Source organism: Blautia luti (genome assembly GCF_033096465.1).
Lineage (GTDB): Bacteria > Bacillota > Clostridia > Lachnospirales > Lachnospiraceae > Blautia_A > Blautia_A luti.
The window spans coordinates 1,599,631-1,622,115 of the sequence record NZ_AP028156.1; the positions used below are offsets into that span (position 1 = coordinate 1,599,631).

At 48.6% G+C, this 22,485-nt stretch carries 16 protein-coding genes; 15 read left to right on the top strand and 1 reads right to left on the bottom strand.

All coding sequences use genetic code 11. The features are described from left to right. Positions 1–5 precede the first annotated feature (5 nt). The 15 genes from R8695_RS07565 (at position 6) to R8695_RS07635 (ending at position 21,786) form a co-directional block, all read left to right on the top strand. Entirely contained in the window at positions 6–782 is a 777-nt protein-coding gene (locus R8695_RS07565; RefSeq protein WP_154779896.1) for a hypothetical protein, read from the top strand. Positions 783–798: 16 nt separating this feature from the next. Then, positions 799–2,793, top strand: coding sequence for a phage tail spike protein (locus tag R8695_RS07570; RefSeq protein WP_154779895.1), 1,995 nt, complete (start codon positions 799–801; stop codon positions 2,791–2,793). Continuing rightward, positions 2,717–3,454, top strand: a complete 738-nt coding sequence (locus R8695_RS07575) for a hypothetical protein (RefSeq protein WP_154779894.1) — start codon at positions 2,717–2,719, stop codon at positions 3,452–3,454. Before R8695_RS07570 ends, R8695_RS07575 begins: the two co-directional genes overlap by 77 nt. Positions 3,455–3,483: 29 nt before the next feature. Next, positions 3,484–7,134 (top strand): hypothetical protein, encoded by a 3,651-nt coding sequence (locus R8695_RS07580; RefSeq protein WP_154779893.1) that lies wholly within the window; start codon positions 3,484–3,486, stop codon positions 7,132–7,134. Positions 7,135–7,295: 161 nt separating this feature from the next. Next, positions 7,296–9,944, top strand: a complete 2,649-nt coding sequence (locus tag R8695_RS07585; RefSeq protein WP_154779892.1) for a hypothetical protein — start codon at positions 7,296–7,298, stop codon at positions 9,942–9,944. 138 nt (positions 9,945–10,082) lie between these two features. Then, positions 10,083–10,502: a phage holin family protein gene (locus R8695_RS07590; RefSeq protein ID WP_154779891.1), complete on the top strand. Its 420-nt coding sequence runs from the start codon at positions 10,083–10,085 to the stop codon at positions 10,500–10,502. A gap of 53 nt (positions 10,503–10,555) precedes the next feature. Continuing rightward, a complete protein-coding gene (locus R8695_RS07595) occupies positions 10,556–11,260 on the top strand; it encodes a LysM peptidoglycan-binding domain-containing protein (RefSeq protein WP_243139471.1) in 705 nt (234 codons plus the stop codon). 79 nt (positions 11,261–11,339) lie between these two features. Beyond that, positions 11,340–11,642 carry a sporulation initiation factor Spo0A C-terminal domain-containing protein gene (locus tag R8695_RS07600; RefSeq protein ID WP_167515452.1) on the top strand — a complete coding sequence of 101 codons (303 nt, stop codon included), beginning with the start codon at positions 11,340–11,342 and terminating at the stop codon, positions 11,640–11,642. Between the two features lie 63 nt (positions 11,643–11,705). Further along, a complete protein-coding gene (locus R8695_RS07605; protein ID WP_154779889.1) occupies positions 11,706–13,184 on the top strand; it encodes a glucosaminidase domain-containing protein in 1,479 nt (492 codons plus the stop codon). A gap of 179 nt (positions 13,185–13,363) precedes the next feature. Further along, positions 13,364–15,793: a recombinase family protein gene (locus R8695_RS07610; protein ID WP_154779888.1), complete on the top strand. Its 2,430-nt coding sequence runs from the start codon at positions 13,364–13,366 to the stop codon at positions 15,791–15,793. Between the two features lie 24 nt (positions 15,794–15,817). Beyond that, a complete protein-coding gene (locus R8695_RS07615) occupies positions 15,818–17,791 on the top strand; it encodes a recombinase family protein (RefSeq protein ID WP_167515451.1) in 1,974 nt (657 codons plus the stop codon). A 19-nt stretch (positions 17,792–17,810) separates the two neighbouring features. After that, positions 17,811–20,108 carry a recombinase family protein gene (locus R8695_RS07620; RefSeq protein ID WP_154779886.1) on the top strand — a complete coding sequence of 766 codons (2,298 nt, stop codon included), beginning with the start codon at positions 17,811–17,813 and terminating at the stop codon, positions 20,106–20,108. A 148-nt stretch (positions 20,109–20,256) separates the two neighbouring features. Further along, the gene (locus R8695_RS07625; protein WP_154779885.1) at positions 20,257–20,670 is read left to right on the top strand and encodes a hypothetical protein; all 414 of its coding nucleotides are present in this window, start codon (positions 20,257–20,259) and stop codon (positions 20,668–20,670) included. 110 nt (positions 20,671–20,780) lie between these two features. Further along, entirely contained in the window at positions 20,781–21,479 is a 699-nt protein-coding gene (locus R8695_RS07630; protein WP_154779884.1) for a MerR family transcriptional regulator, read from the top strand. Continuing rightward, a complete protein-coding gene (locus R8695_RS07635) occupies positions 21,469–21,786 on the top strand; it encodes a hypothetical protein (RefSeq protein WP_154779883.1) in 318 nt (105 codons plus the stop codon). The genes R8695_RS07630 and R8695_RS07635 overlap by 11 nt, the downstream gene beginning before the upstream one ends. A 164-nt stretch (positions 21,787–21,950) precedes the next feature. Here the strand turns inward: R8695_RS07635 and R8695_RS07640 are convergent, their stop codons facing one another. Continuing rightward, positions 21,951–22,292, bottom strand: coding sequence for a helix-turn-helix domain-containing protein (locus tag R8695_RS07640; protein ID WP_118578260.1), 342 nt, complete (start codon positions 22,290–22,292; stop codon positions 21,951–21,953). Positions 22,293–22,485: the final 193 nt, after the last annotated feature.

The following is a 22,485-nucleotide window of genomic DNA, read 5'->3' on the forward strand; positions in this document are numbered from 1 at the left end:
TGTGTATGGGCTATAACACCCCAAAGCAGACAGTATCACAGTTTCAGCTCAAAGGCAGATACGCCAGACAGTATCTGTCCTTTGCCGGGAAGTCCAGCAAAGACTTCCTTTTATATTTGTCTGGTCCCGGTGTGTATGATTCCCCGGCTGCGGATGTGGAGAGCACCTCCGTACCCGGCAGGAACGGGGACATCATCACCGAGAATGCGAGGACAGGCAGACGCAGATATCAGAACGTGGATATCAAGTATAAGGCATTTTTCTTCAACGGTCTGCCAGCCAAGACAGCAGCGGTCAAGGCGTGGCTGTTATCTCCGATTGGATATCAGAAGTTGCAGGACACCTATGATCCAGATTTCTTCCGGATGGCAGTCTGCAAGGATGCCCTTGCCTTTGATGTCACTGCCCAGAAAGCCGCCGAGATGGGGCTGACATTCAACTGTAAGCCCCAGCGGTGGAGCGTGGATGGGCAGAGGAGCATCCGGCTGGAGAGTAGAGCAACGCTCAAAAATCCTTTTGCTTTCCCAGCACAGCCCATCTTCAAGGTCTACGGAGATTCGGGTGGCGAGCTGTATGTGGGTGAGGAGAAAATCACCATCTACAGCATCAAGGACTACGTGCTGCTCAACTGTGAGACGCACAACGCTTACAACGCTTCCGGCTTCTGCAATGAAACCATCCTTTCGGATGACTTCCCGGAACTGCCGGAGGGAAAGACACAGATCACATGGACAGGCGGTATCACGGCGGTGGAGGTGACTCCTCGCTGGTGGACGCTGTAAGAGGGAGGTGCAGCCAGTGATCCCATGTTTATATGATTCCAGAGAAATGAAATTTGACCATAACGGCATCGGAAAACTGGCAGATGCACAGTCCTGTACCGTGACGGAAAAGAAAAACGGAAGCTATGAGCTGAAGCTCATCTGCCCGGCGGACGGTATCCATGCAGAGATGCTGGAGGAGGGGAATATCATCCTTGCCAAGCCATCTGATACCATGCAGTCTCAGCCGTTCCGCATCTATAAGATCACGACCCCAATCGATGGGAAGTTGGAAGTGCAGGCGCGGCACATTTCCTACCAGCTCAACTTTATCACGGTATCACCATTTTCAGTGACCGGATGTGTCGGGGCAATGCAGGGACTGAAAAGCCATGCGGCTTCGGATTGTCCATTTGAGGTCTGGACAGATGTGGAATCCAGTGCAACCTTTACGCTGGGAGTTCCATCCTCCTTCCGAAACTGCCTTGGAGGTATGGCCGGGTCAGTTCTGGATGTTTTTGGCGGTGAATTCGAGTGGGACCGGTACACGGTCAGGTTCCATAAGGCAAGAGGTGCCGACCATAACGTCCACATCATCTACGGCAAGAATCTGACGGATTTCAGGATGGAAAAATCCATCGAGAACACGATCACTGGTGTGCATCCGTACTGGGTAGACAACGAAACCCAGGCGGTCATGGAGCTGCCGGAGAAGGTGGTGCTGCAAAGCAAACGGTCGATCCCCTACCAGAAGATCACCGTGCTGGACTGTACCAGCAATTTTCAGGAAAAGCCGAGCGAATCGGCACTTCGGGAATACGCACAGAACTATATCGACACCACGGACTTAACGGAGCCGGAAATCGACATCAAGATCGACTTTTTACAGCTCTGGAATACGCCGGGGTATGAGGACATCGTGGAAGCAGAGCGTGTCTCCCTTTGCGATACGGTCCATGTGTATATCTCAAAGCTTGGTATCGAAGTCAGCTCCAAAGTAACCGAAACCGAGTATGACGCGCTGCTGGAACGCTATAACAGCATCACGCTTTCAAACTCCACGGTCAGCAGCCGGAATTCCTCCCTGACAGGTTCGCTCAACAGTATCCGAAATACAGCTGTTATTGCTTACGACACTGCCGTTCGTGCGGAGACTGCAGTTGGGGAACAGGTCGGTGGGATCACCGCCTCTATCATTTATGACGGTGCGCTTTTGGCTGCACTATTTGGCCTTCATTATAAGAATGAGACGGACAGCAAAGGCAATACAATCCGGTATGCTTTTAATGCTGTATCCCTGAAACAGTCAACAGTTGCGTGGAAGAACAGCCCTGCTGGATTATTTGTATCCACAGACGGCGGTAAGACGTGGGGCTACGGATGGGAATCCGATGACACAGCAGTAAAAACAGCAATCCTGTTGGAACAGACCCTTAAGGAGTTAGATGACCGCTATAAGAAAGCTACGGAGCTTTCCGAGGAACTGCTGAAAGAACTGGATGATCGGTATAAGACGGCAACAGCGCTTTCTTCCGAACTCCAAGAGCAGCTGGATCAGCGGTATGAAACTGCAAAGAAGTTATCCAAAGAACTGTCTGAGGAATTGGACAGACGGTATGGAAATGTCACGACACTCTCGGAAGCACTGCAAAAGGAATTGGATGAGAGATACAGCGTGGCAAAGAAGCTGTCGGAAGACGTCGAAAAAGAGCTGGATAAAAAGTATCAGCCGAGTATCCCAGTATCGGAAACCGCACCAGAGGAGCCGGGGAACGATGCATTGTGGGTCGATAAGAAGAATCTGCGGCTGAAGCTGTGGGATGGAGAAAACTGGCGGATTGTTGGATATGAGCCAGAAGACCCAAAAGAACCAGAGAAACCAGTAGAGCCAGAAGAACCGGACAACACCAGGCAGGGAGGAGGCGAAAGCGATGGTAGTAAGGAGGAAACAGATAGTGGAAACACAGACACAGGAAGCACAGGAGATGGCAGCGACAACAGCGAAACCAGTCAGGATCTTTCAGGAGATTGAACTGTCCTTCACGGAAAATCTGATTCCGGTGCAGATTCCGGTCAAACAGTTTGACAATCAGGCACGAAAAGTCAGATGCCGACTATATCAGAATTCGGTGGAATATGTTGTGCAGGAAGGTACCATCGTCAGCTATTCGGGTACAAGGCCAGATGGAGCGGTGTTCCAGTATTCCAGCGAATCCAGACCGGAGCTTGTGTTTGTGGATTCCGGTACGATCATTCTGACCGTCACTTCTTTTATGACGGAAGTGTATGGCCGTTTTCCAATTGACATTTACCTTCTTTCTGATGATGGGGATGTACTGGGAATGTTCAACCTGACCCTGAACGTGGCACGGGCAGCAATCACGAACCGGAAGATTGCAACGCTGACCTATAAGCAGTGCGTGGATGCAACGGTGGCGGGCATTCAGGGATTCTATATTTCCGAGGGTGGATATCTCGTCATGGAGTCGGACGATGAACTGGGTCTGATGAAGGGCTCTTATTCCAGTACGATGGAAAAGGTGGCAGCAGATGTGTATGACAAGATGGTCAACAGCTCCATTGACGGAAACGGCTATCTGAATTTTCAGTCCTGGGATGATCTGGGGCTGGTGTTTTCTTTGGATGAAGAATCACAGCTGGTCGTCCAGTATGGAGAAGAAAAAGAACAATGATGCCGGAAATCCGGTAGGAAGGAGATACAATGGGAGAATTTCTTGGAAAGAGAGTCATTCCCCGGCATGAGGGAGACTGGGACAAGGCGAGAAGTTATGAACCGCTGATGATCGTCCTTGACCCGGAAACGGGGGATGGTTATATCAGCCGGTATGATGTTCCCGCCGGTACGCTGCTCACAAACGAGCATTACTGGGCAAGGTGCAGCCATTTCAATGCTCAGATGCATCGCCTGGAAACAGATGTGGCAGAAGATGTGGAAGGAATGCACACAGACCTTGCTAATACGAAGTCTGCGATGAGTGAGGAACTTTCGCAGACCCATCAGAAAATGGCAGAGGAACTCTCAGAAACAGAGAACCGGATGGGTGAAAAGGTAACTGCTGCAACGTCTGCCATGAAAGACACACAGAGTAGCATGGATGCGGCAGTTGCCCAGATGAATAAACGTCTGGATGCAAATGTGACGGCATCCACGGACAGCAAGGCGGACTATGCCGCAGAACTGGTGGATACCAGAGTGGACAGCGAAGGAACTACCTATCCGAATGCCGGGGAAGCCATCCGCAGCATTACGGCAGGTTTGGCAAGAAAAATTGTTCCGGCAGAAATGGGAACTGCATACCGGAATGAGAATACTGTTCAGAATAGTATGGAAGGTGCAGCTGTTCACTGTCTGGTTCATCATGTTTCTGGCTACACGGGAACCTTTCTTGGCTTCTTCGGTTCCTATGAAGAGTGCAAAGAAAAGTCGTTCCGGGTCGTTATTCTAAGCAACAAGGTGCCGTATGAAGGACAGGCTATCATTACAAATTCTCCGAATGCATGGGGCAGCGACAATGGAAAGGTTGGCTGTGTAGCTCTCGGTGCTGTAAAGCTGAATGAGGAAAATGGCTATCTGGCAGCGTTTGATCTGGATTTTTCCGAAAGCCGCTGGGAAGAATTTGTGACGAAGTACACGGCATCCAGAAAATTCTATTTCTGTATCCGCAGGGAAAAAGCTACTGCACAGGACAGTGAGTTTTATGTGTATGCGTATGAAACAACAGATGTCAAGGATTTTGGCTGGAAATATGTTTCTGAGCATGACTGTCTGCGGATTCTGGAGCAGGAAATCATCAATGCCAGAGCCGGAGAGGCATCCCTACCACAGCTTTTGCGGGCGCACGAGGCAATCCTGAAAGAGGTGACGGACTGTCATACAGATTCTGCAGGTGTGGAATACGACAGCCTAGCTGAGCGTTTGAAACTGATCGATGCAATGGCAGCACCAAGGCTTCCGGTATCCTATTATTTTGGACCGAAGGACAATACGAATGGCGCATTGTCAAAAGGTGTGACAGGAGCAGAGGTGGATGGTCAGAATGTGGTATTCAAGTTTGACCATGCTGCCTATGTGACACAGTATGAAAAGCTCCAATGGTCATCTCTGCATTTTGCTTACTGCATTTCCTATGAGCAGATGATGAAGCTGAAACGGCTGGACCGGCTGTATTTGGAACTGACTCTGGAGGGCATCGGACCGGAAGGAAACAAGGAGCTTGAAGGGGCAGAAGTGAAAGTTCGCTTTTATGTCAACAGTATTGGAAGCTGGGCATCCACGGTCACCCCGATCATTACCACATCCGTTACGGTCGGCTCCCGGATATTTTACCCTCTGGAACAGGAGATAGTGGAAAAAGTCATTGCACTGGGGAAACCGCTGTATATCGTTTTCGCAGGCAGTTTTCTGAATGACAAAATTGTAGAAAATCTGGGACAGATCCAGTTGACAACCTCTATTGTAAACCAGCAGTCCTTCATTGCCCGGTCACGGTTTATAAGCCGTGCAGACCATGCAGAAACAGCGACATTTGCTAACGAAGCCGGAAGTGCTACCCATGCAAAGGAGGCTGAGAGTGCAGAGGAAGCCGGGTATGCCGGAAGCGCCGGGAGTGCAGTCGTTGCAGATAATTTCTTTATGGTGTCGGCAGACGAACTTTTGAATCAAGAGAAGGTACGTTACTCTCTAGGAATGGATACGCTGCAATACCCGGAGAAGTATCCATATGCCTACCGTTTTGGATTCCAGAGTACCGGCAACCGGGCAAGTGCAAAGATCAGTGGTACAGGTTTTGACCAGGTGGTCGAGTTCAGCATCGGTATGAGCAAAGAATCCGATCAGCCGCATAACCAGGGATATGCCAAGCAGCTGAGCGGCATGATGTCCTTTGACGAGATGCTCCGGAAGTTTGAAGAAGGCTACCAGTATTGTTATCTCTGTGAGATCGAGGAATTCGAGAACTGTCCGGAAGGTGTTCAGGGTGGTGCGTATGATAACCGGCTGTTGATTGCCTATTATCTGGATAGCAAGTTCACGAATCCAATCAATGTTTCACCAGTGCTGAAGCGTACCATTTACGGAAACCGAAAGATGTATGTCTGGAAGTTTGCTTTTACGCAGGAAATACTGGAAGCAATCCAAGTACAGAAAGAAGCAGGAACATTCAGTGCCAGCTGGTTTGGCATCTGGAACACCCGGAAGTATTCCGGAGAGGAGCCTGTTGTATGGACTCCGAAATGGTATTGGCAGGATTATGCTTTTGTGGATGACAGTTTTTCCGATGAAGATATGGCAACCTTCTTCCAGAGTAAATACACCTACTGGTGTTCCTATGTGAACCACGGAAAGCTGAAAGAACGCTTTGCAGAGGTGGATGCTTCGTTGGAACAGCTGAAATCCGGCGAGGAGAAGGCAGAAGAAAGACTGAATGGGCAGGAAGCACGAATAAAAAATCTGGAGAAGCCGACGGTGCTGACAGGTATTGTCTGTTGGGGCGATTCTCTTACCGCAGGAGGTGGATGGACGTCCACTCTTCAGAAGCTGTCCGGGATTCCGGTCTACAACGGCGGTACCGGTGGCGAGAATGCCAGAACGATTGCTGCCCGTCAGGGAGCCGATGTGATGCTGGTCAATAATATCACGATCCCGGCCACCTGTGAGCCGGTAACTATCGCTGTGCGAAAAACAGATTCTGGTATTCTGACCGAGGAAGGCTACAAGGTGACACCACTTTTGCAGGGAGGAGCCCATGTCAATCCGGTCAAGATTGGCGAGGTAGAAGGTACACTCCGCTGGACTGGCACGAACTATGCAGATACCAACGGCATCTGGACGTTTACACGTTCTGCCGCTGGCGAAGCAGTCACAATCAAGCGTCCGACTGCGGTCCGTACTGCATTTGACCGGCTGCACAATCAGCCTTCTGAAGTGATGATTCTTTTCATTGGTCAGAATGGTGGCTATGCAGACCTTACAGATCTGATTCGGATGCACCAGCAGATGATCAGCCACTTCAAAGGAAAGGAATATCTGGTGCTGGGCCTTTCGTCTGGAACGGAAAGCCAGCGTGCAGAATATGAAAAGCAGATGAAGCAGGCGTTTGGCAGACGTTTCGTCAGCCTCAGAGAGTATCTGGCGCATCCGGTGTATGACACGGATGGCAAGACGGTCATCAGCTGCTATGGTCTGGACGATGCAGGCCTTGATCCCACGGATGCGGACATCGAGCGTATCAAACAGGGACAGGTTCCGCAGACACTGCTGGCGGATTCCGTTCATTACACAGCTGCAACCAAGACGGTCATCGGAACTATGCTGTATAAAAAGATGATCGAACTTGGAATTTTGGAACAGTAAGAGAAAGGACACTAAAATGAAGAAAAAACGGTATATCGAAAAAATGTTCGGGGGGGGGTAAAACCTGACCGCCATAAGAAAAGAACTCCTCCCTGACCGGGTGACTATCCGAAACTGTTATGAGGACAGCCGGATAAACACCGGCAGGAAGGAGATTTTTTATGGGAACTTTTAAGGGTAAGCGGATCATTCCGAAACACGATGGCGTATGGAATCAGAAAAAGGAATATGAGGAACTGACAATCGTTCTGGACGCGGAAAGTGGGGATGGTTATATTTCCAGAAAGCCAGTCCCGGCAGGTACAGTGCTGTCCGATACGGATTATTGGAGCCTGTGCAGTCATTTCAACGCCCAGATGTACAGACTGGAAACGGATGTTGCAGAAGATGTGGAAGAAATGCACAGGAGTCTTTCAGAAACAGAATCTGCCATGCACAAAGAAATATCCGAAGCAGAGAGCAGGGTGAACACAAAAGTATCTGATGCACAGTCTGCCATGCAGAAAACAGAAGATGCCATGAACACAGCTGTGGAACAGATGAATAAGCGGCTGGATGCAAACGTGACAGCTTCTACAGACGCTAAGGCTGATTATGCGGCAGAACTGGTCGATGTCCGGGTTGGACAGGACGGAACGGTGTATCCCTCCGCAGGAGAGGCAATCCGTGGACAATACAGTCAGGCTGTGGAGAATGGGATCACCGGAGCAAAGCTGGCACTTGCCGGTTCCAATGGTAATCTGGGTGAGGTGTTCCCAAAGGCTGCGATGCCGGCTCTGCTGGGAGCTAAATGTGAAGCAGGAGAATTTCTGGATTACCGGATCACGGGGACTACGGATTACGGTCAGTTCTACCATCGTTTTACCAATATGCTGATGGGCAAATTCCGAAAATATTTGTTCATCTCCAAGATTCGGGAGATTTCCGGCTCCTGCGCCGGTGTGAGCTGCTACCAGTACGATTCCAAAGGTGTAAATCTGAATACTCATGTGACGAAGGCGATAAGAGTTGCCCACGGAAGTGAAATCTATGTAGTATTCTTCGGAGAGATTCTGGAGAATGCATATCGGCTGGACATTTCGCCGTGCGTTGCAAGGAAGGAGGCCGTGGTAGAGTGCGACAGCCGATGCGTTCTGTTGGATGTGACCGGGCAGAGCGATGATGAATTGCAGAAAGTTCTGTCTCTGATCAGCAGCAGTCCGGTTGAAGACAGCATCCTTCAGTATTATGACACATGGGGCATTGCCGGAAAAGTCATGAGCGTTCCGTATGCAGACAGAACCGGCATTTCAGATCAGACACGGGAAATGCTGGGGAATGTAGCATATGGATGCCCTGTCTTTTCTGAAATGATTCCTTTTTCTAGTAAGTTTCAGGAAAAGGATACAACGTATGCGTGGGCAAAGACTGCTGTGACCCGCAGCGAAGACTGGGGCGTGTTCGGCGGAGTACGGCTGAGTGGTCTGGCTGCTGGGAAGTATCTTGTCTTTGGCAGGGTGGAATCCGTAGAAACGGATGACGCACAGCTGGGAGAAGTTTCCATTGGCATCATCGAACCGGGCATTCCAAACTGGGCAAAGCGTGTACCGTGTGGAACACTGAATAAAGCAACGCTTCCGTTTCAAATGAATCTGGTTTACGAATATGCCGGTGGAAAGGATAATCTGAATTTTGCGGTGCAGCTGACGGGTTCCAATTACACTTCCTTTGTTGTGACCATGTGGGTGCTGAACGTGACTGGGCTTTCCGTTGAGGAGATTGAGGCGCTCAGTCACAGCAGTATAACGGAACGAGAGGCATCTGTGCGGAATGCAACGCGCGCTATTCTGGCAGAAAAATCAGAAGTGGCAGTAAAAGCGGATCATGCTGAAAAAGCGGAGACAGCGAAAAAGGCAGATCATGCAGTGGCATCTGATACCGCAGAGAAAGCTGTTGCTGCCGGATATGCGGAACTGTCCGGTAGCTGGAAAGGGAAGAAGGCTCTGGTCATTGGTGACAGCATTACGGCGGCTGGAAAATGGCAGAAGAAGCTGGAAGAATTGCTCGGTATGAATGTTGCTACCCATGCAAAGGGCGGCATCGGAATCCTTCGGATGACGGACGGTGACAACGGTCTGGATGGAACGTACAATGCAGAAACGGATAAGAATGGTGTCCTGCGACCGCTGATGGCCGCTGACGTCGAAGGTGTCAGCCTGATCGTGGTGCTTCCGGCCTATAACGAAAGAGCAACAGCTCTTGGCTCGGTCGGAGACTGTCATCCAGAACAGGAAACCATCTGCGGGCGAATCCAGTATCTTTTGAACCGCATCTATGAAGAACTGGAGGATGCCGGGAATCTGCTCTGTCATGTGCTGGTGGCAACGCCGCATTGTGCGGGCAAATATCCGTATGTGGATGCAGACGGATACGAAGAATATCCGACCGGAACTGGCCAGACAATGGAAAAACTGTCAGATACGATCAAGGCTGTGGCGCAGGCAAATAATGTGGCGGTCTGTGATCTCTGGCATGAGAGCGGGATCAACCGCAGGACATGGAGTGTCTTTGGCGCACAGAAGAATGCTGTGAACGAGCAGTATGCCAAGTATCAGATGGATGCATCCGGCAGGGTGGTTGGAAGTGCACCGCAGCGGTATGTGAACGGACAGTCCTATTACCAAAAGCGGAATGGCAGCATTATTCTGGAAAAATATACGGGATCTTCGCCGTATCCGTTTAATGGCGACCAGCTCCATTGCAGTACGGAGGGCTACGCCAGAATCGGAGAATGTGTGGTAGGATCTGTGATCCGGGCATTCGGAAAATAAATTTCCACTGATTTTCACGCAAAGTGTCTGTTATTTGCTGTGAAACGGTGTTCATTATAGAAGGAGTATTTTTTTCGTAAAGGCGGCAGAGAAACCGCCTGTTTTTTATGCCCCAAAGGGGCTGGAAAGGACAAGATTATGCAGAATGTGATCGATAAGATTGAGTGGATGTTCGCAGGTCTGGGTGGTTTCCTGGGCTGGTTCTTCGGCGGATTTGATGGCTTCCTCTATGCACTGGTGGTGTTTGTGGTCTGCGACTACTTCACCGGAGTGCTGGCAGCAGCCATCAAGCATGAACTTTCTTCTGAAGTTGGCTTTAAGGGGATTGCCAAGAAGGTGTGCATCTTCGTACTGGTTGGCATTGCCAACATCATTGATACGCAGATTCTTCAGAATGGTGCAGCCATCAGAACTGCTGTTGTGTTTTTCTATTTGGCAAATGAAGGTCTGAGCTGCCTCGAAAATGCAGCTGTCATTGGCCTTCCGGTGCCGGATAAGCTGAAGGAGATGCTGGCACAGCTGAAGGAAGAAAAGAGCGACAAGCAGAACAAAGAGTAAGGAAAACGGGGAGAGGTGATGAGCCTCTCCTTCATTAGTAGGAGGAAAGCAATATGAGTAAGAAAGAGTATCCCGCAAAGCTGACAAACGGCTATTATCGTGTGCGTGAAGTCTGGGAAGATGAGGCATCCCAGTTGGGAGCGTATCGTCTGCTGGCGAATGCAAAAGCCAAGTGTGATGAGAACCCTGGCAGCCGTGTGTTCGACAATGACGGCAACGTGATCTATCCGGAAGAGGCTGTACCAGATACTGGTGCAGATGAGAGTGAAGAGAAAGCAGTCGTGGACGATATCCCGGAAGAAAAGCCGGAAACCACAGCCCCTGTGGAAGATACCCCAGCGGAGAAAGAAGCAGAGGCTGAAGTGGATGAGAACGAGTTCCCGACTGCAGAGGAGCTTCCGGCAACCATTGCCTACGGCAAACTCAAGACCCTCATGAATATCCGGGAGATGCCGGACACTGGCGCAGAAGTCGTGACCGTTTACAAAAGGAACACACTGATTGAAATCGTGGAATTCTGTGCGGGCTGGCTGAAAATAAAGTGCCCGGAAGCGGTGAGTGGTCTGGCCTACGTTCTTAACAGTGCGGATACCTATGCCTTCACAGCCAGCAAGATCTATACTGTGGTTCCCGGTGATAATCTCTGGAAGATCGCAGAAAGGGAACTGGGGAGCGGCGGCCGCTGTGCGGATATCCGTGTGCTGAATGGGCTGACTTCCAACGCTATCCGGGTCGGCATGAAACTGCTGATCCCTTAAACGGCGCAATTCGACACATTTTTAGGACTTCAATTTCCTGATGCCGAAAGGTATACTTGGGAAAAGGAGAGTGTTGGAAATGAATGAAAAGCTCATGGCAGAAGATGTGTTAAGACCGTATGGCATTACGCTGTACTATAAGGGATGTGAGTATCTGAGGGATGCAATCGTCCTGCATTGGCATCGGCCGGATCTGAAACCAGGTCAGCTCTTACAGTATGTTGCAGACAGGAAAGGTGTTAAGAAGAGCGGTGTCCTCAGTGCCATTTCCACAATTTCCAGTGTAGCATGGAAAGTGAATGGGATAGGCGGTGAAAAGCCGATGTCAATCATGAAGTTTGTCTGTAGGATATTGGAAGAAGCAGACAGGAATAGAGAATAACCAATAGACCTAAAGGGGACTCGGAGTGATCCGGGTCTCTTTTCTTTTATGGAGGAAATCATTATGGGATATACCAATAGTCCACTCGTTGTTTACACCAAACTCTCCCCGAACCATTCCGGGCAGCGTACCCACAGCATCGACCGTATCACTCCGCATTGCGTGGTTGGTCAGCTTTCTGCAGAAAGCATCTGCGGCTGCTTTATCAGTTCATCTCGGCAGGCAAGCTGCAACTACGGCATCGGTACGGACGGTCGTGTGTCGCTTTGTGTCGAGGAAAAGAACCGCAGCTGGTGTTCGTCCAGCAGGGAAAATGACCAGAGAGCAGTCACCATCGAATGTGCCAGTGACATGAATGAGCCGTATGCCATGAACAGTGCTGTATATGATTCTCTCGTCAAGCTCTGTATCGATATCTGCAAGCGTAACGGGAAGAAGAAGCTCCTGTGGCTGGGTGATAAAAATAAGACACTCAACTATGCTCCGGCGGCAGATGAAATGGTGCTGACCGTTCACCGCTGGTTTGCCAACAAAAGCTGCCCTGGAAACTGGCTGTATGCCCGCATGGGTGATCTGGCCGCAAAGGTGACTGCAGCACTGGGCGGTTCATCCTCATCTGGCATGCAGGCTTCTTCGCTGAAAAATCTCTCGGAAGCAGAAGCTGTGGCAAAGATCGGTCCGCTGTTTACTGCGAACCAGAAAACCACTGGCATTCTTGCTTGCGTGTCAATGGCTCAGTTCATTCTTGAGTCCGGCTACGGTAAATCTGAGCTGGCACAGAATGCTAATAACTGCTTTGGCATGAAGACTTCGCTTTCCGGGAACAGCTGGAGCGGCAGCAGTTGGGATGGCAAGTCTGTCTATACCAAGAAAACACAGGAGCAGAATGACGATGGCTCGATGGTCACGATCACAGCCGACTTCCGAAAGTACAGTTGTGTGGAGGATTCCATTACCGACCATGCCGCATATCTGCTCGGTGCGATGAACGGCAGTAAGAAACGCTATGAAGGTCTGGCCGGCTGCACGGATTACAAGAAAGCGGTACAGCTGATCAAAGATGGTGGTTATGCGACCAGCCACACTTATGTACAGAACCTTTGCAGTATCATCGAGCGTTGGAACCTTACGCAGTATGATGTGGCAAAGGCTTCTGAGGGTACGGTTATCTCCGGCTGGTACCGTGTCCGCAAAAGCTGGCAGAATGCGGCTTCTCAGAAGGGTGCTTTCCATGACCTGACTTACGCAAAGCAGTGTGCGGATGTCAATCCGGGCTATTTCGTTTATGACCCGGCGGGTAAGGCAGTCTACCCGGAAGTTAAGGCAAACTGCCCGTATGCGGTACGCGTTTCAATCAGTGACCTTAATATCCGTAAGGGACCTGGTACGAACTATGCTAAGACCGGGCAGTACACTGGAAAAGGTGTATTTACAATTGTAGAGGAAGCAGACGGTGAGGGAGCAACCCGTTGGGGTCTGCTGAAGGCCTATGCCGGTAAGCGTAATGGCTGGATCAGCCTTGATTTTGCCAAGAAACTGTAAGAGATACGGCTCTGTCTTTTCAGGCAGGGCCTTTACATATTGGATGGTGCAGATAGGACAATAATCGGGTGGATTATTCTCCGTCTTTCTGCACCGAATTTACTTGATAATATCACGCAGTAGAGGGAATATGTGACTGCCCGAAGAGAAAAGCAGATGGGCGGAAAGGAGAGAACAAGATGAGTACAGCAAATGATTTTTTGCAGAAACTGCAGAGCGCAACGGTCAAAAGTACCGTACAGCAGAAACAGAAAAGCCGCCCGAATGCTTCAGCAGCCGAGCTTTCAAAGATGTTGATGGCAGCGACCGGACAGGGCGAATCTGTTCTGCCGGAAACCACATCTGTGACTCAGATGCCTGTGCAGGAAAAGAAATCCCATGAAGCGGTGAAGGAAAAAAGTGGTGCAGCTGACCTATCTGATAAGAAGGCGGCGGCATCTTCTTTTTTGCAGGAAAGCGTTGTGCGCCAAGAGATGTCTACCCAACAAAAAGAGAAAAAGACAAAGTTGCCGTTATCCAAATCCAAGGAAAACGGAGATGCCGGAATTGCTTCCCTGATCCAGAAGGCGCTGGCTGCAAAGGAGAAAATGCAGCAGGCAGTTCCTGTTATGGAACGGGTCGGTGGGCTGAGAAGTGAGTTCGAGGCGGGCTTCCAGCCACAGGCAGAAGCAATGAAAGAAGAAAATGGATTTATTTCCACAGCTTCTTTTCGCAGGACAAAGGAAAAGGAAGGGCATCTGAATGTAGCCGCTTACATTCGAGTTTCCACTGATTCCAGTGACCAGGAAAACTCCTACGAAACGCAGGAACGGTATTTTCATCAGCTGATCGAAAACAATCCAGACTGGAATCCAATCGGGGTTTACTCCGATTATGGAATTTCAGGAACGGTCAAGGATAAGCGTGTTGGATTCAAAAGACTTCTGCGGCACTGCAGGGAAGGGAAAATAGACCGTATTGTATGCAAGTCGATTTCCCGTTTCTCCAGAAATACGGCGGATTTTATGACCGCCCTTAATACTTTGCATGACAACAATGTAACGATCCTTTTTGAGAAAGAAAATCTGGACACAGCTGATCCGACCAGTGATTTTATTCTAACGACACTTGCGGCGATTGCCCAGGAAGAAAGCCGGAGTATTTCCAGAAACATCAATCTTGGAAATAAGATGCGCTATCCGAGAGGTGAGGTAAAGAACATGGTCATATATGGATATCGCTACAATGGAAAGATGGTCACGACAGAAAGTGGATATCAGTATAGGGATATCGAAATTGTGGAAGAAGAAGCAAAAATCGTGCGCCGGATTTTTCAGGAGGTGGCAGAGGGTACTGCCTATACAGATGTTGCCAGAGGTTTGAATTATGACCGGATTCCAGCTCCTGAGACCGTGGCGGTCAAAGCCAGAAAAAAGAACTCAAAGAAAGGACAGCTGAACAGTGATCTGGAAGAAGGATGGACTGGAAGGATTATTTCTCAGATGATACAAAGGGAACGATATACAGGAGCTGTCCTGATCCAGAAAAAATACACCGTGGACTTTCTGAACCATAACATCCAGCGGAATAATGGAGAACTTCCGCAGTATTTGGTGAAGAACCACCATCCGGCGATCATTGACGAAGAACTGTTTGAAACTGTTCAGGAAATCCGCAGAGCCAATGCTGCCAAAAAAGAGAAGGGAGTAAAGAAAGGATCAAAGCCATTCTCAGGAAGGATTTTGTGTGGGGAATGCGGCAGGTTTTTCCGTGTGAGAAATTCAAAAAACTATCCTATCTGGTACTGCCCAACAGCTGAGATTGATAATGGAAAGAGAATCTGCCACTGCGAGAAAATCTATGAAGAGCAGATTGTGAGGGCTTTCCGTAAAGCAATCATTGAACGATTCCGGCTGAGCACACAGCCAATTCATGACAATGTGGGAGTGGCAGATATCATGAGCGGCCGTTACGGAGAGCAGTTTGAAGGTTTTACAAAGGAAGCTGATGACTTTGTTCCACAGATGATCAAAAGACTGGAGAATATCCAGCACACTGATTTTATGGAACGGGACCGTGCTTTTTACAAACGGCAGATTGCCACCCTTCAGATTGGAATGGAAAACAGTGGGAAAAAACTGCGTCTTCTGGAAAGCCAGAACGATGTGATGCAGACCAGACGCGAACTGCTGGGAGATGAGAGCATCGACGAGGCAGTCATTCAGAGCAATGCTGAGAAAATCAGAAGGTTGAAAGAAAAACTTGACCGGGATATGGATGAGAAAAAGCATCTGGAAGAACGGTTGGAGTATCTGGAAGGGTACTGGGAGGATTTGGAGAATGACCACGAGAGAAGAGAACGGGCAATTGAATGGATGAAGGAACTTCCGAAAGGAAGGGATGGCGTGGTGCAGTTTTTGAATGGAGTGACCTCAGATTACTGCAAGGCATTTGTCCTTTCTATTACGGTCCATTCCCCGTTGAACTATACGGTTCACTGGTATGATGATACAAGGACAGAGGTTGTCATGTACAGTAATATAGAAGATTACCGGTATACGGCGTCTTATTTTGACGGACAGGCCATGCGGGATAACTGCTACCGGAAAAAATATGTAAAGAAAGGGTGAGGAAAAATGTCAGAGGTTTTACGATTGATAAAGGAAGCGACGGCTCAAAAGGCTGCCCAGGAAAAGCCGAAGGGGTTAAGGGTGGCAGCTTACTGCAGAGTGTCCACAGATTCAGATGAACAGAAAACGTCCTACCGGACCCAGAAGGCATTCTACACGGATATGATACAGCGGCATCCGGGCTGGACATTCGCAGGAATTTATGCAGATGAGGGAATCACCGGAACAAGCCGCCTGCATAGGGATGAGTTCAACCAGATGCTGGAGGATGCGAGAAATGGGAAAATCGATTTAATAGTCACAAAATCCATATCGAGATTCGCAAGGAATACCGTGGACACCCTCGACTGCGCAAGACAGCTGAAACAGCTGACACCTCCTGTGGGCATCTTTTTTGAAAAGGAAAACATCAACACTCTGGATTCCACCAGTGAGGTGATCCTGACCATTTACTCCGCACTTGCCCAGGAAGAAAGCCATTCCATTTCGGATAACATCCACTGGTCTTATCAGAAGCGGTTCCAGGAAGGGAAGCCGATGGTCCATCTAAGCCGGATGATCGGATATGACAAAGGGGAAAACGGAGAATGGATCATCAATGAAGAGCAGGCGGAACCGGTGCGTTACCTTTTCCGGAGATATGCCTGCGGAGCCGGCCGTGCAACTATCATTAAAGAGATGAACGAGCGAGGCTGGAAAACGGTATCTGGCACGGACTGGAACCCCAGCAGCTTCTCGAATGTGATCCTAAATGAGAAGTATGTGGGCGATTTGGAAATGCAGAAATATGTGACCAGCAATTTTCTTTCCCATAAGGCGGTTCCGAACAGAGGACAGCTTCCAAAGTATTACATCAGGGACCACCACGCACCGATCGTCGACCGGGCAACCTGGTTGATCGTGCAAAGTGAAATGAAACGGAGGCCGCCGCTACTAAGCCGTGATCCTCTCAATATCTGCTATATAAACCTTTCGTGTCCAGCGTGTGGAAAGACACTGATCCACAAGAGGAGAAAGATTGCTGCATACTGGGTGGATGCAGAGTCCATTGAAGATACCAAGGAACGACAGGGACTTGCGATTTATGGCGTTGGGAAGATGCGTTGTTCGGATAAAGACTGCACAGAGGAACTTTATGAGGTTGCTATTGAACAAGGTTTTATGGAAATGCTCTATCGCCTGAAACGGGATTATGAGAAAAACAAAGAGCACTCAGAGCTTGCGGTCAAATACCGTGAATGCCAGAGGGAGCCGGAAGACCATTCGGGACGGATTTTGGAACTCAGGGAACTGCTTCAGAAACTGGAGCAGGAATGTAAACGCCTTATGAAAAAGCAGATGGAAGCACAGAAGCAGATGGCCGAGAGAGAAAGGGTTTACCTGCAGGAGAGCTTACAGGAATCCATTCGGGATGGGAGCATCCAGATGGATAATATCATGGAAGAGATGGATCAACAGCGTGTGGATAGTGTTTACACACCTGTGGCCGGAAGTGCCGAGGCAATGTACAATGAACTGCTGAAGGATATTCTGAAGCGGAAAGAAGAACTGGAAAACGAACTACACATTTTGGAAGAAAGCAGTGAAGGCGGCATCATCCTGAAAAAGAGGTACGAATATTTTCTGGAGGAACTGCTGGCCCTGCCGGAGCAAAACCGCTATGGACAGAAGCTGGCGGTGCATGGTCTGGATGATAAAGAACCGCATTGGACGGAATCGGGTGTGTTCTTGAGTACACCAGATATGCTAACCTTCAGCCGGGAAATGTATGCCGTAAATATTGAATCTGGCAGAGTGGACGGAGATGTGATCCATTACCGGACCATTTACGGAATGGAATTTACTGCTTTCGGAGCCAGAAGGACTATAAAGGACTTCAAGGATTATCGGGTATACGGCAAAGATGGAAAACCAAAGTTTGCGGAAAATGAAGCAGAGATCCTTGGAGAACCGGTTCAGGTAGAGTATAGAAAGCGTCGGAACGGAAAAAAGATATGAAGGAAACGGAGGAGAGCATATGACACAGAAAAAAGTAGAAGTGATACCGGCTACAAAGCGGTCGGTGCATAATGGTGGTCAGCTGAAGGTGCAGAGCAATGTCCGTGTGGCGGCATACTGCCGAGTCTCCACAGGGGATGAAAGCCAGCAGACTTCCTATACCACGCAGAAAGCATTCTACACAAATCTGATCACGAACAAACCCGGATGGAGATTTGCAGGCATTTATGCAGATGAGGCAAAATCAGGAACCAGCAGGGAACACCGTGAGGATTTCAACCGCATGATGGCAGACGCCCTGGATGGAAAGCTGGATTATATCGTGACCAAGTCGATTTCACGATTTGCCAGAAACACGGTGGACACCCTGAATTGTGTCCGCCAGCTTCGGCAGCAGAATCCGCCGGTTGGTGTTTACTTTGAAAAAGAGAATATCGACACGCTGGATGCGACCGGTGAATTGATCTTGACTATTCTTTCCGCACTGGCGCAGGATGAGAGCCGGTCCATTTCGGACAATATCCGCTGGTCGATCCAGAAAAATTTCCAGGCTGGAAAGCCCAAGGTGGATCTGAACCGGATGCTGGGATATGACAAAGGCGCCAACGGCGAGTGGGTGATCAATCCGGAGCAGGCAAAAACGGTTCGTTATATTTTTGAACGGTATGTATGTGGACAGACGGCAAACCGTATTGCAAAGGAGCTGAATGAACTTGGCAGAAAGACGGTGAACAAAAAGAACTGGTCGGCAAGTTCTGTGCTCACAGTTCTTCGAAATGAAAAATATGTGGGTGACATTGAGATGCAGAAGACCATCACAAAGGATTTCCTGACCCACCGGTCCACGATCAACAAAGGTGAAGCACCTCGTTATTATGTAGAAAACCATCATGTTGGTATCATTGACCGCAGCACATGGGACAAGGCTCAGACGATGCTTTATGAAAAGCCCAGCAAGGTTGGAGATTCGGTACCGGCTCAAAAGAAGAAGAGAGGATACACTGGCTCGCCATTTGGAAATCTGGTCTGCGGTGCGGTTCTTGAACATGGAGAAAGAGCCGGAAAAGAATGCGGTGAGGGATTCTTCCGTGTGACCTATACAGGTGTGGCAACTGGGTACACGGATGACCGAAGCCTTGCAGCAACTGGTGGCGATACGGATATCTACCTTGAAAAATACGCATATGCTTATCCCGTGTGGCGGTGCAAACAGAAGATGGGAAAGCGTGAGGGCGAAAAGCCCAGACAGAATGGTACACCGGACCAGAAGCTGTACTGCAGGGAAAAACACGGGAGATTGTCGGATGCCGAGAGAAAAGCAGCCAATGAAAGATGCCCTTCGGAAAGCATCCATGAATGTGCCTTGGAACAGAGCTTTATGGAAATGCTGTACCGTCTGAAACGGGATTATGAAAAAAACCATGAGGCTTCGGAAATAAGCACTCTTTTTCAAAAAGCCTGTGAACAGATGTATCAGCAGATGAAAGGAAACAGCGTATCGGTGGAAAGACTGGAAACGCTGGATGCTCAGATCAAGGAACTGGGAGAAAAACTGCAGGAGACGATCGGCCGTCAGGTTACGGCCATGCGGGATGCGGTGCTGGAGCAGAATTTGGAACTGAATGAATCACTGGCGGAGGGCAACATCACATTGGACGAGATTGACAGTGATATCCGAAATGGGCTGACGGGAAATGATATTGGTACGAGCTTCTACCATGCTGACTATGAAGAAGGGTCTGAAATCGAAGCCTATGCAAGTCTGGCAAAGGATATCCGGCAGCGAATTGAGAGTTTCCGAAAGGAAAAAGAAACGCTGAGCCAGGAACAGGGAGCCCTTACGGTTATGAAGAAGAATTTTGACCTTTTCATTGCCTGCCTGAAAGAACTGCCGGAACAGAATGCCGCCGGTATGCCGCTGAAGGTGAACGGGCTGGATGTGCAGGGCAGCCTGTTTCGGGATGTGGATGGAAAGCCGGTTGATGGTGCGATCGCCAGTTTGAACAGAGGACGATTGAAGATGACGCCGGAGAGGATCGCGGAAGCACCGGACCTGCTCCATTTTGAAAAAGGTATCTACTGCGCTTTTATGAAAAAGGGAACGGTGAAAGGCGACATCGTACTTTATGAAACGAATTTTGGTGTAACGCTGCCCACCTGTGGAAATCAGAGGACACTGACCAGTTTTCTGGGATTTAAGAAATGCAGTCTTGACGGGCTGGTGACTCTGGTTGATGCCCCGTACCGGGTATATGACAACACAGTTCAGTACCGAAGATATCTGAGAAGTAAAGCAAAACGAGAGCAGGCTGTATAAAGGAAAGAATGCCCTGTCGGATGTGTGGAAATGCATACCGGCAGGGCCCTTTTTTGCTTTGTACGGATTTTTTATCGTACATATTGCTATGTGCAGAGTTTTGGTATATGGTGAGGATACAGAAATACACATAGCAGGAGTGATTGACATGAAAAAGTTAACTTGGCTGTCCGTTGAGGATTATGGAACAACAGTGATGGAAATCATTGTGGCAAGTGCAATGAAAGGCTATCTGAGGCGGATGTCAGAGGAAGAAGCTTTGAAAAAGGTGGAGAGTATCATTGAACCAAAGATAATCCAGTTGTTCGGTGAAAGTGGCGCACCGATGCCAGTGCAAAGCCATGTTGATGGGGCAAAGTTCGCTGCGTTCATCGATGAGGCCTTAGCGGATTCGATACGAGAACTGAAAGTGAGGGAAGATGATATGTCCGGAGTCAGTATTGCTGTTTTGCAGAATGTAGAGGGAAAGAGTATGGTGGAGACAATGAGTCCGGAATTCGTGAATTTTATTGGAGATGCATATCGAAGCCTGAAATATACAAATCATTTAGAAAAGCCTTGAAATAAAACTGGAATCGAGTATCCTTAAAATTAGAAAAAATGATATTTAGGGCTTGACGGGGACAAAGTCCCTATGTGCTATACTCGGTTTCAGAAAGGAGGTCGAATGTTATGAGACCAAAAGAAATACAAGAAAAATTAGGCATTGATGCAGAGCGCATAAAACTCTTTAAGCGTGAGAGTATCTTCAAACCAGAACATCCGCCGGTGGGAAACAAGGCAACGGATTATACAGAAGCAGATTTCAAAAATCTGCAGAGGATTGTTGTCCTTACAAAATCTGGCTTAACCTGTGGAGATATAAAAAAACTTCAAGCAGGAGAAATTGATCTTGAACAGGCAATCCGTGAACGGAAGCAGTATATCAATGATGAACTTGAACGAAAGAGGAATGCCTTAGAAATGCTGGATAACCTTCTGGATGACAGCGCAGAATTTGAAACTTTCCAGACGCAGCATTATTGGGACATCATCAGCGAAAAAGAAGCGGCAGGCGAGGAATTTATCGATATCGAGGATATGTATGGGTATCGACCGGTTTCTCTGGAAAGAGCAGTCAAATGTCCTCATTGCGGTCATGAAGAAAATGTTGACCTTGAGGACTTCATGTATGATGAAAGCTCTTACGAAAAAGAAAATGGTATGGGACCGGATCTTGTGTACAGCTTTAATTCTGAAGATTGCTATGAATGTCCAGAATGTGGCCACACATTAAAAATCGAAGGTTGGATTCGGGAATACCCAATGGGAGCGTATGATTCGGAAGATATAAAAGTAGAGGATTGTGGGGGTGATGAAGATGACGAGTGAGGAAAGAGAACTGCTGAAAAGAATGGATGCCGGAGAACTGGACGGCATGGTTGGGGATATGTTTCAGACAGATGGTGGTTCAACTGTCTGGACGATAATTAAAAATGGGATTCCTGTCAGATTTAAGCAGGGACCCGGAGGTAAGTTTTTTAACGGAAAAGAAAATGAACGATACGAGGGAGTTCTTCATACACTTGCAAAATGGATGACTAATGAAGAGCGATTGGACTTTTTGAGAAAATTTGGATGGCTTATCCACGATGCAGCAGTAAATGCTTATAGCGCAAAGTTTAAGCCGAAAAAGTAAGTAAATGACTGCCCGCTGGCGCACTGTGTAGAATCCTACATGGAACGCTGGCGGGCTTCTTTTTTACCCCTGCCCGCATGAACCACAGACAGCACCCCGGAGTGAGCCGAAGTGCAGCTGTGGCTTATGCGGGCCTTTTGTTATGTGGTCAATGAGTTACAAAATCAGATTCCTAAACCATACAAAATCGCTTTCAGTTCCTTTACGGTGCGGGTAAGAATTTCCTGTTCCGTTGTATTGCAGTCCAAAAGCAGACGGTGAATCTCAGAATCTGCAGTAGATGCCGAGTGCGTCAGACTGTCTACGAGAAGGTCATCTGCAGATACATTCAGTGCATTTGCGATATCAACCAGGGTATCCAGGCTGGGACGGTTGATAGCAGTTTCGATAACACTGATGTGTTTACGGGTCATGTTAAGTTGTTCACCGAGCGCCTCCTGTGTGATACCAATTTGTTTGCGGGCATTTGAAATACGCTTGCCCAAGGCTTCATAGTCAATAGCCATGTGTTCCTCCTTATGTTTTCCCGCATAAGGCTGGTACGATTATCCCGCAGAGAAAAATACATAGCAACTGAATATGAGAGATTTTTAAGACCGCAAAATGCCACACCCCTATCTGCTGTGTGGTCTAAGGTCATTTTGCTACCTACTATGTAGCAAAACATGGAACGTGCTACATGATAGGTAGCAGTCAAAA